Raw genomic sequence first — 15,108 nt, forward strand, 5'->3', positions numbered from 1 at the left:
TTGTTGTTTATGAAGTGGACGGCGAAGAGGGGCGCCGTCCACTTCCAATCACTCACATTTCTCCCTCAAATTCCCACTCTCAAGATCCCCTCAATCCAATAGATCTCCGGCATCCACTTATTCCCATCCTCGCACTGGCTCTTAAGGCATCCGAATATTTTCTCTACGATTGCCCCCAGATCCTGCTGATAGGTAATAATCTCACTTCTCCGGTTCTTCGACACCTCATCCACAGATGCAATCCGAATCCCCAGTTTCAGTTTCTTCACAACTTTGGATACTGCCTCGCCCATCTCTCTATCACTGCAGATGATTGCCTCTGGCAGTTTTTCCTTGTAATCCTTGCATACTTTACGCACGATTGCTTCATTGTTACCTCGTTTCTCCCAAGGCACACGCAGGAATACATCCTCACATTTGGCCTGTTCGATATATGCCTGTTCACGCTCTCGGATGCTATACACATCCCATAGATCCCATCCGGCATAGCCGATGCTCTGATATCCGCATCTTTTCAGTTCCCCGTAGAGAGTCTTGATTGCCAACCGGTTATCAAGTGTCACACAATCCGCATATGGCAGACCCTTATCCGAGTCAAAAAACACCAGATTCATGCCTATGGCCCGCAGACGTTTCAGTTTCTTAAGATTGACAGGGAGATCCTCAAGCCAGATTACCACATTGCGAAGTCCTCTCTTATATAGGCGATAGAGGCAGTCTTCTAACTCTTCGGTTCTCGGCTTCTCCACATACAGAAGAAGCGCCCCCTTCGCCTCAGCATAACTTTGGAACTGCGCGATGAATTTAGCAAAAAACGGATTCTTAGCCGGAGCAATCAGGACGATCATATCCATTTCCCCCTGATTGCCCCAATTATGAAACGTAATCCGCGTTCCTCTGCCCACCTCCCGAAGAATCAGCTGCTCCTCTTCCAGTTCCTCCAGAGACCTTCGAATGGTGACTCTGCTTACCTCTAGTTCTTCCGCCAATTCACGCTCCGGCGGTATCCGGTCGCCATCCTCATATTTCCCCTGGAATATCCGGTCATAGATCTTCTCTTTTACAATCTGATATAGATTCTCTTGGCTCATCATATTAATCAGACTTCGTTGCCCTTCACTTCCTTGTCTAGTACTCCATGATAAACTGCTGGTTTCATTATGGTTACTCCATGTTACATACTTGTAGATTCCATGTCAAGACGCTTAATAATATCCTCCTGGATGTCCGGTGACAGATCCAGAAAATTCACGAATGTACCATGAATTCTCATAATATAGACTCCGCTCGGAGCATATTTCTTCGGATTCGCAAGCACCTTTCTCAGCATCTCCGGCGTCGTAACATTGACATATAAGTAGAATGGAGAGATGCCCTCTTTCTTCGGGTTGAAGAATAACGGTCTCATAATCTTATCCCGGAATTCCACACCCTTCTCTTCATACGTATTTGTCTTGAAATAATTCGGATTAATTCCAAGATGGGATGCACAGCCTCCATTCATTTTCTCAAACGGAAGTTTCATATTGGACATAATCCTGAATCCTAGTCCTGAATGTGCTTCTCCATATAGCGGATCAATTCCATATCCCAACTGTTCTCTTGCTTTTCTTCCATCCGGCGTCGCTCCTACCCAGTATCCATACAGAAGATGCGTAGATGGGGATGCCCAGTCTGCACGGAATGGATTGCCAAGATAGTTCTTTTGGGAAGTTACCAGATCACTGGCTCTGCTAGCAATCTCGGCCGCCTCATGATCAACTCTCGCGATGTTATTGCCATACTTTTTCGCCTTCAACAGATACTGCTGCATCTCCGGGTCCTGCTCGAAGTTATCTCTAAGCGCCTCCAGCATCCTTCCTGCATCTTCCGGTCGTTCTTCTAACAGAGTATCAATGGCAATAAAGGAGTCCGCCACAACGGAAAGTCCATGAATCAGACAACCGCTTCCATTGTATTTCGTCCCTTGTTCTTTCGTATCTCTGACATCAACACCTGTTTCGATCCCACCCATAATGGTGGACAGGAATGGCACTTGAAGAATCGAGATTGCCTCTGACGCCGCATTGGCACATTCTACCATCTGATTCACGTAAATCTCCAGATTCTTATAGAAAATAGAGCGGATATTCTGCAATACTTCCAGTTCTGTCTTACAGCCATTCTCTTCATTCGTGCCTCCGAACTTCTTGCCAGAGATGGTTGATACGCCGCCATTGAGACTCAGTTCCAGAACCTTCGCCATATTCAGCCAGCTATTGGTTGTATTACCATTGTCTTTGCCCATGATCAGCGGTTCCTGACATCCTGCCACCGAATAATCTTCCAGATCCTCCGGCGCTACATGATTCTTCTCCTTCAGAATCTCGAACACCGAATCATCATTAAAGAAAGATGGGGTAAGGCAGCCCGGTGTGAACAAGAATCTTCCAAGACTCTCATATAACTCCTGCGGCGTATTCTTATGCAATTTTACAGACAGAATCGGCTGCGGCAGATTCATGTCATAATATGCATCCAGGAGTGCATAGGAAGTCGGATTCGTCAAATCTTCTCCTGTATTAGATTTACCGCCAATGATCAGATTCTGAGAGATTGCCCAGCTTCTGTCCGCTACATTATAGAACACCAACAGGTGCTTCAATAACGCTGCCGTCATGTCACGATCCGTATCTTCCGCACTTCGATACGGCTCAAAGATCCGGTCCGCATTCCCAACTGAGAATGCATATGGATTCGGTGTCTGCTCCAGACACATTACCTGCCACATCAGAATAAACGACTGAATTGCCTCATAGAGATTCTTCGCACCATATCTTGGCACCTTGCGAAGCGTCTCCGACATGATAAGGAATCGTTCTTTATCCTTTCCATTCAACTTATTTGCTTTCTCTCTCGCCATATCTGCATATCTGTCAGCGATAACCAGAACGGCATCCAGGGAAATATTCATTGCCGTATAATAATCTTGCTTCTTTTTATCTGTCGCCTTCGCCTGATGATCTGCAATCTGCTCCTTCATACTTTCGACGCCATCTCTCAGCGCGCCCCGCATATCCGGGATCAGATGCCCTGTCACCTGTTCAATAAAATAGATCGCTTCGCTGGTATTGTCACCTGCGATATCATAAGCCTTGCACAACGCTTTCGCAAATTCCGTATTACTGTTATACTCTTTCAGGTTAGCAATCCGTTCCTGCGTAATATCGCCAATCGGATCACTATCACCGAATACCGCAACCGGATCACAATACCCCGAAAATGAATCCACAGAAAACGCCGGATTGATCAATGCATATGATCTCGCAAACGCATCGTCCTGAGTTCCTGCAAATATGTGGTAATCACTGAGCCATAATGGGATTCTCTTTGCCACTTCTACCAAAGTCCTGGCAATTCGGATACTGTCCACATCATCTTTGAACTTCTCGTCACATTCTCTCATAATCTCTTTTGCAAGAAACCAGCCCTCCAAATGATCTGTGGCCCTTTCTTCTTTGAAGCGTTCTTTTGCCAGATCTGTAATCTCCTGCGCGGTTAGGATCTCTTCAATTCTCATAGCAGTTCTCCTCCTTAAACGTTATCTCCATCTATCTTCTTACCCATGTCTATCTTCCTGTCTGTGCCTATCCTCTTACCAATGCCTATCCTCTTACCAATGCCTATCCTCTTGCCTATGTCCTTCGATAACAGGCGCCTATGTCTGCAATCGCCTTACGGAAACACTTTAGGACTGTATCATCCACATAGGCTTTTTCTGTCATCTGATATTCTCTTCCGCATTGTGCCCATTTCTTTTTACCGAATTCGTGGTACGCAAGCACCTCGAAGGTCACATTCTCACCTTTAATCTCATCAAAAAACCTAAGAAATGCCTCCCGGTCCTCTTCACTATCATTCACGCCTCCAACCAAAGGAACTCTTACATGAAGCCTCGGATGCTTCTTAGCCGCTTCCCGGATATTCTTCATCACAGGCTCGCTCGGAATCCCCGTCATCGCTTCATGTTTCTTAGAGTCACACAGTTTACAATCCATAATCAACTGGTCAATATATGGAAACAACTCTGCCAATCGCCCGTGCGCTCCATTGGTCTCAATCGCCGTGTGTATTCCGTGTGCTTTCAATCGTTTCAGGACTTCTCTAATCTCTTCAAACTGAACCGTCACTTCGCCTCCGGTAAATGTTACCCCGCCGCCGTCATAGAACATCATCTCATTTGCCAGCACTTCATCCACGACTTCATCTACCGTCAATTCCTCATACGACAGATACATCCCCTTCGTGCTATGCTCCGTGATACATTCCATCTTCTCACAACTCTCACAGATTGTCCGGTTCACATTGCTCCCGGTAATTGCATGATGCGGACAGATGGATTCTAATATCCAGTCTTCATCCGCCACAATCACACCTTCTATCGGCATTCCTTCCGGATTCGCACACCAGGGGCACCGCATATTGCAGCCCTGCAGATGATAGACCAGACGGTTGCCATCCCCATCCTGGGAATAGTTGAAACCTTTTTGAAATATCTTCATACACAATCCCCTTTAAAATATTCCTGACACAATTCCTCTTAATTGGTATTGTATATCAATACCAATTCAATGTCAATATGAACCTCTTTCTTTTTTAGGACAAAGTTTCCTATACAACAAAAAAAGACCCCGGCAGCGCAAACCCGCCGAGGTCTCATTAATATCATGATATTGAATATTAATTAGCACGTTTTTTATTCTGCAGACAGTCAAATCCAACCGCAATAGCAAGTACAACACCCAGAACAATCTTCTGTGTATAAGAATCAATATTCATAAGTACCATGCCGTTCTTTAACGCTCCGATAATAAATGTACCAGCCACAACACCTGACATCTTACCAACACCGCCACTAACGGATACACCACCCAATACTACACAAGTGATAACCTCGAACTCAAATCCGTCGGCACCGGTTGAAGCATTACCAGAAGCAGTACGGGACAGCATTACGATACCTGCAAGTCCTGCAAAGAAGCCTGAGATAGCAAATACAAGGTACTTGATTCTTTCTACACGGATACCAGAAAGTCTTGCAGCTTCTACGTTACCACCTACCGCATAGAAATAACGACCAAAATATGTTTTGTTCAGGATAAAGGAACCAATTGCAAAACATATAGCCATAATAATTACCGGAACCGGAACAATGCCTACATAGCCCTGACCAATTACAGCAAATCCTTTTGAGAATCCACTAATCGGCATACCACCACAGATGATATATGCCAGACCCAGGAAAGCTGTCTGGGTTGCATAAGTAGCAATAATAGCCGGGATACCAATCGTAGATACCATAAAGCCATTCAATACACCAATCAATGTTGAGGCTACCAATGATAAAATAACAGCAATAACCGGGTTCATACCCATATTCACCATCATGTAAGCACAGATGATATCCACAAATGAAATAATCGTACCTGTGGAAAGGTCAATATCACCAAGCAGGATAACGAACGTCATACCAATAGAGGCAATACCGTACATAGAAACCTGACGAAGCAGTGTAAGCAAGTTACTAGGACTAATAAATCTTGAGTTTGCAATTGTGAAGACAATAACCAGGACTACGAGTACGACCCAGATTGCCTTATCCTTTATCTGATTTACAACTTTATTATCTTTCATAATTATATTAGACCTCCTCAACTTTGGCTGCTGATGCGAATGCCATAATCGTCTCCTGGCTAAACTCTTCCTTACTGAGTTCTCCAGTCATATTGCCTTCTGCCAGAACAATAATTCGATCAGACATACCCATTAATTCTTCCATCTCGGAAGAAATCATCAGAACTGCCTTTCCTTCTTTTTCTACTAAATCGTTCATTAATTTATAGATCTCGTATTTTGCACCTACGTCGATACCACGCGTTGGTTCATCAAAGATAATCAGTTCGGAATCAGCCGCAAGCCATCTTCCTAAGATTACCTTCTGCTGGTTACCACCACTAAGGTTCTTAACAAGCTGATTCAGAGTAGGTGTCTTAATTGCCATATTCTTCTGATATTTTTCAGCAATCTCCCATTCCTTCTTAGAATCAATGACACTCAGTTTTGAATTTCTCTCATAGATTGGCATATTAATATTATTCTTAATAGATATGCCAAGCATCGCACCGTGACGTTTTCTGTCTTCCGGCACAAGCGCTATTCCCAAATCTATCGCTTCCCTTGGACTCTTTGGGTTAATTTCTTTTCCTTTAAAAATCATCTGTCCTGACTCTTTTTTCGCTGCGCCAAATATTACCTGCGCAAGCTCAGTACGTCCTGCTCCAACTAGTCCGCCCAGTCCAAGGATCTCGCCTCTACGGACTTTCAAAGATATATTCTTATCTCCATTACCAGTAACGTTCTTTAATTCCAGGAGTACATCATCTTCTTTGATACAATCCTCTCTCGGCGGATAAGACTCTGTCAATTCACGTCCAACCATCAGTTTGATCAGTTCCTGAACATGACTGTCTTTGGTAATTAATGTCTTAACATATTCGCCATCTCGCATTACAAGGATTCTGTCAGACAAACGGTATATCTCTTCCAATCTATGAGAGATATAAATAATCGAAATCCCTTCTTCACGTAATTGCTCTACTACTTTGAACATACTTTCAACTTCTGCACTCGTAAGAGGAGCAGAAGGTTCATCCATAATCAATATCTTTGCATTCTGCTGGATTGCCTTCGCAATCTCAACCATCTGCTGATAACCTACCGTAAGGTTCTTCATCAAGGTCTTTGGATTGATCTTAATGTTCAATCTCTCAAAGGCCTTCGCCGCTTCTTTTTCCATGGCCGCTTTATCAACAATCATTCCCTTCTTGATCGGACGACCCAGGAACAGGTTTTCTGCTGCAGATAATTCTTTTACATTATTAAATTCCTGATAGATAATCGCAATTCCATTCTCCGCTGCAAGCTGAGGTGTCATACTCGTGAATTCTTTATTATTTACGATGATCTTGCCGGAAGTAGGAATAACCGCTCCGGAACAACATTTGATCAGGGTAGATTTACCAGCACCATTCTCTCCGATCAATGCCAGAATCTCACCCTTCTTCAACTCAAGAGTAACATCTTTCAGCGCAACAACACCCGGGTATTCTTTTCTTATATGCTGTAATTGCAATACATATTCTTCGCTCATATTCATCCCCCGTGATTATATTATTTGGAGGCGGCATGAGCCACCTCCATCTCATCATTTACTAGTTGTGTTTCTAACAACTATTACATTCCTGCCTGGATCTCTTCGATATTCTCGTCATTAATCTCGCATAATGGTCTGTAAACATTCTTGTCTGCTGAGAAGTCTTCGCCGTCAAGAATTCTCTTGAACATCTCGAAACAAGCCTGTGCTGTATCTGTGTTAGATCCTTCGAAACCTACGATAGCTCTAACAGCCTCATCGCCTGCCTGAAGAGAGTTTAACTGTTCAGAAGTAACATCTGTTGTGATAACGCCGCAATCCTCCGGAATCTTGCCAGCTCCGCCGTATTTAGCAAGAAGAGCTGTGTTAGAACCGATCATAGCGCCTGCGCCTACACCAACCCATACTTTACAATCTGGATGAGCCTGAAGAACGGTCTCAGCCTTGGACTGAACTTCGTTGTTAATAACGCCGTCGATTGTAGCTACGATCTCATAATTGTCTTCGCAGAATTCTTCAAGACCAGCTTCGATACCATTCTGTCTCTCTAACAGAACCTGTGTATCTGGCTTACCAATTACGCAAACTTCAGCTTTGTTATCTGCTGTATAGTGCTCGTTAATGAAAGCTGCTGCTGTCTTACCGATCTCTTTTCCAAGTTCTGTGTTATCAAGAACCCAGTTAGCTGTGGTATTCTCCATCGGGTTATCCCAGCACATAACTTTAATGCCTTCGTCCATAGCACGTCCGCATACTTCTTCAACAGCATCAGCATCGTTCGGGTGAACCATGATAAGATCACATCCTGATGTGATAAAGTTTTCAATCTGCTCAATCTGTTTTGCAGAGTTTTCTTCACATCCAACAATCGTAGCTTCATAGCCTTCGGATTTCAGGATCTCCTGAAGTTTGCTCATAACACCTGCCCAGTAAGCGTTCTCAATATTCTGGATTGTGATGCCGATCTTCTTGCCGCCGCCTTCAGAACCGCCTTCATCACTTGCGCTGTCATCAGATGAACTGTCTGATCCACCAGAACATCCAATCAGCATTGATGCAACCATTGCTACGCAAAGAATTGCTGCTAAAACTTTTTTCTTCATACTTTTTTCCTCCTTGTTTAAAGTATAATATTTTTTATAGCTTCGCTATTAGCTATCTCTTAATATGTAGAACAACTTGCTTAATTGTAAGAAGTTATCCCTTAGAAGCAGGTAAACGCTCCGTCTACAACGATATCAGATCCTGTTGTAAATGTGCTTGTATCTCCTGCCAGGTAAACCAGAATTGACTGTAACTCTTCCGGTTTTCCAAGTCTTCCCATTGGAGCCATTGCATTCCACTGTTCGATCAATGGCTTCAGATGTGGAGCATTCATAATCAGGTCTGTTCCGATATATCCTGGGCTGATGCAGTTAACACGAACACCCTTCTTAGCCCACTCAATAGCGAGAGACTTGGTCAACAGGATAACACCTGCTTTTGATGCGTTGTATGCACACTGTGGCTGCGGAACATTAACAATGTGTCCTGACATGGAAGCTGTATTAATAATAGAACCATATCCCTGTTTCAACATTACACGTCCTGCTGCTGTTGCACATAAGAATACACCGTTTAAGTTGATATTGATAACTTTCAGCCACTGCTCATATGTCATCTCTTCTGCCGGAACGTTCAATGCGATTCCTGCATTGTTATAGCATGCATCAAGTTTGCCGTATGTCTCAACAACCTTTGCAACCATTGCTTCAACCTGTTCCTGGCTTGTAACATCACACTGAATTGCAATTGTCTTAGATCCTGTAGCCTCTGCAATCTCTTTTGCAACTGCCTCTGCGCCTTCCATATTAATATCTACAATTGCTACATCTGCGCCTGCCTCTGCAAATGCCATTGCTGCACATTTACCAATACCGCTTGCTGCACCTGTTACGTAGATTGCTTTGCCATCCAGTCTCATGCTTTCAATAATTCCCATCTTGTCTTCCTCCTTGATATTCACTGTCTCTTTTCACGCTTTTTTTGTTTATGCGTTTTATAAAACCGTTTCATAAAAGATGTTTTAATTATATACCTTCGTCACTTTGAACACAAGACGTAATTTCAAACAAAATCTTTTCGGGAATTTTATATAATTTGCATAATGTTATTTATTTGGCAATCTTTACAACCGCCTTAACGATTTCTGCCTTTTCATTGACACTTCTGTCCATAGCCGTCTGGATATCGTCAAAATCAAAGATATGTGTTGCGATTCCTTTCAGGTTCACTTTGCCCTGAGCAACTGCTTCGATTGCCATCGGGTAGATGTGACGATAACGGAAGACGGTCTTGAATGTAATCTCTTTATCCAGAGCAAGGCTCATCATCATATTCATCATTCCGGTCTTACCATAACCTACTAATACAATGTTAGATCCTTTACGAACCACCTGAATTGCCTGATTGGTTGTAATCTCTGTACCAGCTGTCTCAATTGCAAGATCGAATCCTTCTCCACCTGTCAGTTCTTTTGTTTTCTCAAGAACATCAACCTCTTTGCTATTGATCACGCCATCTGCGCCAAGTTCTAATGCTTTTTCCAGACGTTTCTCCATAATATCAACGACATACACTTTGGATACGCCACATGCTTTTAATGCCATCATAGATACCAGTCCGATACAGCCTGCGCCAAATACAACTGCTGTCTGTCCTGCATGAGCGCCTCCCTGGTTCGCTGCATGGAAGCCTACTGCCAATGGCTCAATCAATGCTCCCTCTAATGTGCTCACATTCTCCGGGAGTTTGAAACACAGGTCTGCTTCATGAGCAACATATTCCTGGAACACGCCATCTACCGGAGGAGTTGCAAAGAATACAACATCCGGACAGAGGTTATACTTGCCTTCACGGCAGAATTTACATTTTCCACAAGTTTTTCCAGGCTCTAATGCAACTCTGTCACCAACCTTCAGATGCTTAACATCTTTTCCCACTTCTACAACGACTCCACCAGGTTCATGTCCCAGTACGAATGGCGGCTCTACAATATAATCACCGATTCTTCCCATCTCATAGTAGTGCATATCGCTTCCGCAGATTCCTACGTACTCTAATTTTACTAATACTTCATTATCTTCCAGCACCGGGATTGGTCTCTCTGTATATCCCATCTCGCCAATGCCATTCATTACAGCTACTTTCATTGTTCCTTCCATAAGAAATCTCCTCCTGTTTCTACTATAATATAAATATATGTTAGAATATAATCTATACTGATCCACATTTAGATTGTGGATATATACTTTTCAATCTGATACAGTGCCGCTCCAAAAGCAGATGCCTCTTTTCTGTACTGGCACGCCCGGACGTAGTCTCCTTCTTTGAAGAGGTTCTTCTCTGCAATCATCGCTCTTAACTGCGGTATATACGGTTCTATATAATTCCCCACATAGCCCCCAAGTACCACTTCACAGTCAAAACACATTCTCAGGTTATCCACCGCAATTGCCAGATCTCTCAAGTACTCCCTCCAGATTCTCTGATACTTCGCATCGCCATCCTCCAGTTTACGGAAGAACGCTTCCAGATTGCCAGCTTCCAGATTCGCCAGCTTAACCGCAGAACAATACGCATCCAGGCAGCCCTTTCTGCCACAATAACAAGTCTTTCCTCCCGGATGAATCACCATATGGCCGAACTCGCCGCTTCTCCAGTTATCTCCCAGATATAAAAGTCCATTCCCGCGACCAATCTTCAGTCCGGTTCTGCTGCTCATCGCATCCGCGAAGATAACCGCGCCTCCCACGGAATTGCTCAAAGACAGATATACCATATTATCCTGCCAGTCGCCGCTGATGCTTTCCGCAATGGCCGCCGCATTAGCATCATTCAAAAGTTCACATGGATACGGCATATACTCCATCCACTTTTCTCCCGATACATTCTCCACCCCCAATACGTGAGACCGTGTTATGATGCGCCTCTCGGTGTCTACAATCGCCGGCACCGATATGCCGATTCCTTCTATCTTCTCTTCCGGTATCTGGTTCTTCGCCACAAAATTCCGGATCAGTTCTAGCAGTTCCCGGAAATACTGGTCTGCAAAAAAGAAAGGTTTATGTATCCGCTCATGCTTCATTGCTGTCTGAGTCAGGTCTGTATAGACAATACTCACATGGTTCTTGGTAATATCAAGACCGATTGCATATTTTACATCCTTTATAGATGCAATCGCTTTCGCCTTCCTTCCTCCGGTCGACTTGAACTCGCCAACCTCTTCAACTACTTTAGCCTCTTTCAGTTCGTTAATAATTGTAAGAACAGTAGGACCGCTCATATCTAACGCTGCTGATATATCCGGCATACACGTCTCATCCAGACTATTCACATAGCGAAACACGCGATTTCTATTCAGTTTTTTTACTTCTAAATTATTCGTACCCTGTCTCATCGTTTTTATTTTGCTCAACTTTATTAAACTGTTTATTTAAGTATTTTTCCAACTGTCGTTATTATAGCATGGTCATTTTAATATTGCAATATGTTTCTATATATTTTTCACAAGATATGTAACAGATATGTAACAGTTCAGCCCGCGCCATTCGCAAAACGCATCTGCGATGCTTCTAAAGTATGTATCTCTTCCATCGACAAACGGACTGCCGTCTCCCTATTACCATAAGTCAACAACAGCCCGTTTTTCTATTCCATATTCAGTTACTTCACAAGGATATCCGCCACATCCAGTTCCCCATACGGAGTCCGAACCGCCGTACACGGCCATTCCTTCGTCCGGGTCAGAATCTCTACCTTTCCATCCTTCAGATAGGTAGTCTCCTCACATTTCGTTCCCTGAATCGTCGGATTCCATGCGTATGCCTGTCCTTCCTTCAGAGTTCCCCTTGTAGATGGATTTACCACGAATTCCCTGCAGCCATAGCCCGTAGGTCCGCCCTGATGATGCATCTTCCACTCTTCAGGATATCCGACCTCCTCATATACCTTCTGAATCTGCCGCCAGTATTCCTGATATTCCATCCCATCCTTCATCAGATTCTGCATAGCCGCGAATACATACTGCGTCTTCTTCATTCGCTTTCGGATCTCTTCCGGGACCTCTCCGAAATATACCATTCTGGTCATGCTGATATTCAGACCATATTTTTCACCGCCTAAGACCACCATCAGACTATGCCTGATCTCTTTATCTGTCGGCACGGGATGCCTGTAATTCAGAATTCGCTCATCACTTCCGACCAGCACGCAATCCGGACTGATTCCACGTTCGATGCAGCGCTTCTTAAGTTCGATCGCTACTTCCTCTTCCGTCTGACCGGGGCGCGCTTCTTTCACGATTCCTTCTACAATTGCCGCACACTCCTGCCCAATCTGCCGGTACCGCTCCACTTCAGTCGCATTTAACAACATCCGAAGATCCACAAGGTCGCTCTGCACATGATCCGTAGCAACAATCCCGGTATCGGAAGCATAACACTTCCCTTCCAAGGCCTCCTTCTCGCAATATTCCTCCAAGAAATGCCCCACCGTCTCATACCACGGCACCAGAATGCCTCTTGCCTTCAAAGCGTTCTGTTCCTGCTCCATCCGCGGGCAATCGCTGCTGTCTGCCACCAGATCGATCGTCCCATCTCTTCGGATAATCAGAAACGCAATGCCAACCTCTTCATTCGTCACCACCGCATTCGCATTCTCTTGCGTGATCCATTTGAAATTATCTCTTCTGCCAAGAATCACTCCCTCATAAGGAGTCTCTTTCAGCCATGCCTGTAATCTGCTCACATTATCCATACTATCTCACCACCAGATTCTCCTGTCTCATGCCACATCGTATGCAGACCTATTCCATCTCCATGTTCACACACACTTTGCCCGTCTTGCCTGTTGCAAATACGCGGTATGCTTCCTCTGTCTCTTTTAACGGATAACGATGCGTAATAATCTGGCTTGGATGAATCTTCTTGCGGTCTAAGAACTCCACAAGCTGCTCCATGTTACCCACAGAAGTAACCCAGGAACCATGAAGCGTCAGATTCTTATGCAACAGCAGCGGACTTGGCTCGAAAGTCACCGTGCCCTGCTCGCCAAGGAACACAACCTGCCCCCACATTCTTGCCACCTCCAGGCATCTGTGACGACCAATGCTACTTCCGGAGCAGTCTACCGCAACCTCGACACCTTTGCCGCCAGTATAGTCCATCACATTCTTCACCGCGTCATCATCCCCTAAGAACACCTGATCTGCACCGATCTTTTTCGCCATCTCTAGTCGTTCCTCCGATATATCCATACCGATCGTCTCTGCACCCATCGCCTTAGCAAGAATCAGGGCAGCCTGTCCCACAGGGCCAAGCCCCATCACTAATACACGGTCTCTGCCTGATACATTGGCTCTTAAGAGTCCCTGATACGCCGTACCGAATCCGCACGCAATCATCGCGCCATCCTCATACGTAAGGAAATCCGGCAAATGGATGCAAGCGGATACATCTGCTGCCATATACTCTGCCAATGCACCGTCTCTCTGCCATCCATAGGCACGTCTTTCTGGCTGCTGACAGTTAATAAAGAATCCTTTCTTGCACTCGTCACAGTATCCGCACCCCTGGATATGGTACACTACAACACGGTCTCCCTCTTTGAAATCAAGCACGCCTTCTCCAACCTGTACAACCTGTCCGCTTGGCTCATGCCCCGCGATCACATTATCATACCTTGCGCCGCCAGTCTTATCCGTATGCTCATAATAGATATACTTCAGATCACTTCCGCAGAGGCTCGCCGCTTTCATCTTAAGCAGCACCTGTCCCGGCCCTGGTACCGGTACTTCCTGCTCCACACACTCAACCTGCGCGCCGCCCGGCAGTTTCATCCCTATCATCTTCTTCGGAATCTCATACTTCATAATTTTACCTCCTTGTTTCGACTGATCTTAAGACCATATTACCGTGTTTTCCTCCGTACTAAAATAAATTATCCACCTATTTGATGGACTATCTTACTGCTTTTGGATATAATCTCCATTCCGATACTCCGTCGGCGACACCCCTATTACCTTTTTGAATATCCGCGAAAAATAATACTGATCCTCATACCCCAGGCTCTGACTAATCTCCACAATATACATATCCGTAGATTTCAGAAGTTTGCACGCCTCCTGCATCTTCAGATTAATGAAGAAATCAATCGGTGCCCGGTTCGCATATTTTTTGAATACCGCATTAATATAACTCTTAGATAATTGTAGTTCCCTGGACAGATCCTCAAGTTTCAGATTCTCATCCAGATGCTTATACATATATCTGACGATTGCCGTAATATGCCGATTCTGCTTGCTCACCTCATCCACCTTCTCACGGAAATATATTTCCGCAAGGATCAGGGAGAGAACCTGGGAGATATAGATAAAATTTCCCAACGTATAGTTCCTCTCCAAAACTCGAAACAGCACATCGAACAGCGTAATGATCCGATTCTCCGCATGTCTTGAATTAATCTGTATCACTTCACACTCTTCCAATGGAAAATGCACGGTATTCTCCCCTTTAAAATGAACCCAGAAAATACTCCACGGGTCCGTCTCACTGGCGTAATACCGATGTTTCTTATTACTCGGGATACAGAACGCCTCTTTCCTTCGAATCCGGTACTTCTTATTCTCTACATGAATATACCCCTCCCCTTCAATACAATATATCAGAATATATTCTTCTGTTCCTTCCTCCCTTTCTCTGTAATGGTGGCGCGCCTTCGGGAAGAACCCGATATCCGTCAGATACAGCGAACGCACCAGGGGATGCCTTGCATAATTAGCAAATGATTCCGTAGGAATAATAATATACTGTTCGTCCTTGAATCCATCTTGTTTTTTCTCTTGATCTCTTAATTCATTCATCATGGCTTCATCATAG

At 44.4% G+C, this 15,108-nt stretch carries 12 protein-coding genes; all 12 read right to left on the reverse strand.

Annotated elements, in window-relative coordinates; translation table 11 throughout:
- Positions 1–65: 65 nt before the first annotated feature.
- Positions 66–1,094 carry a GntR family transcriptional regulator gene (locus ACQRBN_RS01805; RefSeq protein ID WP_427737211.1) on the reverse strand — a complete coding sequence of 343 codons (1,029 nt, stop codon included), beginning with the start codon at positions 1,092–1,094 and terminating at the stop codon, positions 66–68.
- A gap of 80 nt (positions 1,095–1,174) precedes the next feature.
- Entirely contained in the window at positions 1,175–3,559 is a 2,385-nt protein-coding gene (locus ACQRBN_RS01810) for a pyruvate formate lyase family protein (RefSeq protein WP_427737212.1), read from the reverse strand.
- Positions 3,560–3,674: 115 nt separating this feature from the next.
- Entirely contained in the window at positions 3,675–4,541 is an 867-nt protein-coding gene (locus ACQRBN_RS01815) for a glycyl-radical enzyme activating protein (RefSeq protein WP_427737213.1), read from the reverse strand.
- Between the two features lie 178 nt (positions 4,542–4,719).
- On the reverse strand, positions 4,720–5,673 hold the full coding sequence (locus tag ACQRBN_RS01820) for an ABC transporter permease (protein ID WP_427737214.1): 954 nt from the start codon (positions 5,671–5,673) through the stop codon (positions 4,720–4,722).
- 7 nt (positions 5,674–5,680) lie between these two features.
- Positions 5,681–7,189, reverse strand: coding sequence for a sugar ABC transporter ATP-binding protein (locus ACQRBN_RS01825; protein WP_427737215.1), 1,509 nt, complete (start codon positions 7,187–7,189; stop codon positions 5,681–5,683).
- Positions 7,190–7,272: 83 nt separating this feature from the next.
- Positions 7,273–8,295 (reverse strand): sugar ABC transporter substrate-binding protein, encoded by a 1,023-nt coding sequence (locus ACQRBN_RS01830; protein WP_427737216.1) that lies wholly within the window; start codon positions 8,293–8,295, stop codon positions 7,273–7,275.
- Between the two features lie 101 nt (positions 8,296–8,396).
- Positions 8,397–9,173, reverse strand: a complete 777-nt coding sequence (locus tag ACQRBN_RS01835; protein ID WP_427737217.1) for an SDR family oxidoreductase — start codon at positions 9,171–9,173, stop codon at positions 8,397–8,399.
- A 172-nt stretch (positions 9,174–9,345) separates the two neighbouring features.
- A complete protein-coding gene (locus ACQRBN_RS01840) occupies positions 9,346–10,395 on the reverse strand; it encodes an NAD(P)-dependent alcohol dehydrogenase (protein WP_427737218.1) in 1,050 nt (349 codons plus the stop codon).
- A gap of 68 nt (positions 10,396–10,463) precedes the next feature.
- Positions 10,464–11,648, reverse strand: a complete 1,185-nt coding sequence (locus tag ACQRBN_RS01845; RefSeq protein ID WP_427737219.1) for an ROK family protein — start codon at positions 11,646–11,648, stop codon at positions 10,464–10,466.
- 248 nt (positions 11,649–11,896) lie between these two features.
- Positions 11,897–12,988 carry a M24 family metallopeptidase gene (locus tag ACQRBN_RS01850; RefSeq protein ID WP_427737220.1) on the reverse strand — a complete coding sequence of 364 codons (1,092 nt, stop codon included), beginning with the start codon at positions 12,986–12,988 and terminating at the stop codon, positions 11,897–11,899.
- 49 nt (positions 12,989–13,037) lie between these two features.
- Positions 13,038–14,102: a zinc-dependent alcohol dehydrogenase family protein gene (locus ACQRBN_RS01855; RefSeq protein ID WP_427737221.1), complete on the reverse strand. Its 1,065-nt coding sequence runs from the start codon at positions 14,100–14,102 to the stop codon at positions 13,038–13,040.
- Between the two features lie 93 nt (positions 14,103–14,195).
- A complete protein-coding gene (locus tag ACQRBN_RS01860; RefSeq protein ID WP_427737223.1) occupies positions 14,196–15,095 on the reverse strand; it encodes an AraC family transcriptional regulator in 900 nt (299 codons plus the stop codon).
- Positions 15,096–15,108 lie beyond the last annotated feature (13 nt).

The sequence above is a fragment of the Bariatricus sp. SGI.154 genome (assembly GCF_050313795.1).
GTDB lineage: Bacteria > Bacillota > Clostridia > Lachnospirales > Lachnospiraceae > CAMBRQ01.

What these genes read in the sequence shown, in the direction of transcription:
- ACQRBN_RS01805 (WP_427737211.1), bottom strand. Translation starts at nt 1,094, where the DNA reads ATGATGAGCCAAGAGAATCTATATCAGATTGTAAAAGAGAAGATCTAT.
- ACQRBN_RS01810 (WP_427737212.1), bottom strand. Translation starts at nt 3,559, where the DNA reads ATGAGAATTGAAGAGATCCTAACCGCGCAGGAGATTACAGATCTGGCA.
- ACQRBN_RS01815 (WP_427737213.1), bottom strand. Translation starts at nt 4,541, where the DNA reads ATGAAGATATTTCAAAAAGGTTTCAACTATTCCCAGGATGGGGATGGC.
- ACQRBN_RS01820 (WP_427737214.1), bottom strand. Translation starts at nt 5,673, where the DNA reads ATGAAAGATAATAAAGTTGTAAATCAGATAAAGGATAAGGCAATCTGG.
- ACQRBN_RS01825 (WP_427737215.1), bottom strand. Translation starts at nt 7,189, where the DNA reads ATGAGCGAAGAATATGTATTGCAATTACAGCATATAAGAAAAGAATAC.
- ACQRBN_RS01830 (WP_427737216.1), bottom strand. Translation starts at nt 8,295, where the DNA reads ATGAAGAAAAAAGTTTTAGCAGCAATTCTTTGCGTAGCAATGGTTGCA.
- ACQRBN_RS01835 (WP_427737217.1), bottom strand. Translation starts at nt 9,173, where the DNA reads ATGGGAATTATTGAAAGCATGAGACTGGATGGCAAAGCAATCTACGTA.
- ACQRBN_RS01840 (WP_427737218.1), bottom strand. Translation starts at nt 10,395, where the DNA reads ATGGAAGGAACAATGAAAGTAGCTGTAATGAATGGCATTGGCGAGATG.
- ACQRBN_RS01850 (WP_427737220.1), bottom strand. Translation starts at nt 12,988, where the DNA reads ATGGATAATGTGAGCAGATTACAGGCATGGCTGAAAGAGACTCCTTAT.
- ACQRBN_RS01855 (WP_427737221.1), bottom strand. Translation starts at nt 14,102, where the DNA reads ATGAAGTATGAGATTCCGAAGAAGATGATAGGGATGAAACTGCCGGGC.
- ACQRBN_RS01860 (WP_427737223.1), bottom strand. Translation starts at nt 15,095, where the DNA reads ATGATGAATGAATTAAGAGATCAAGAGAAAAAACAAGATGGATTCAAG.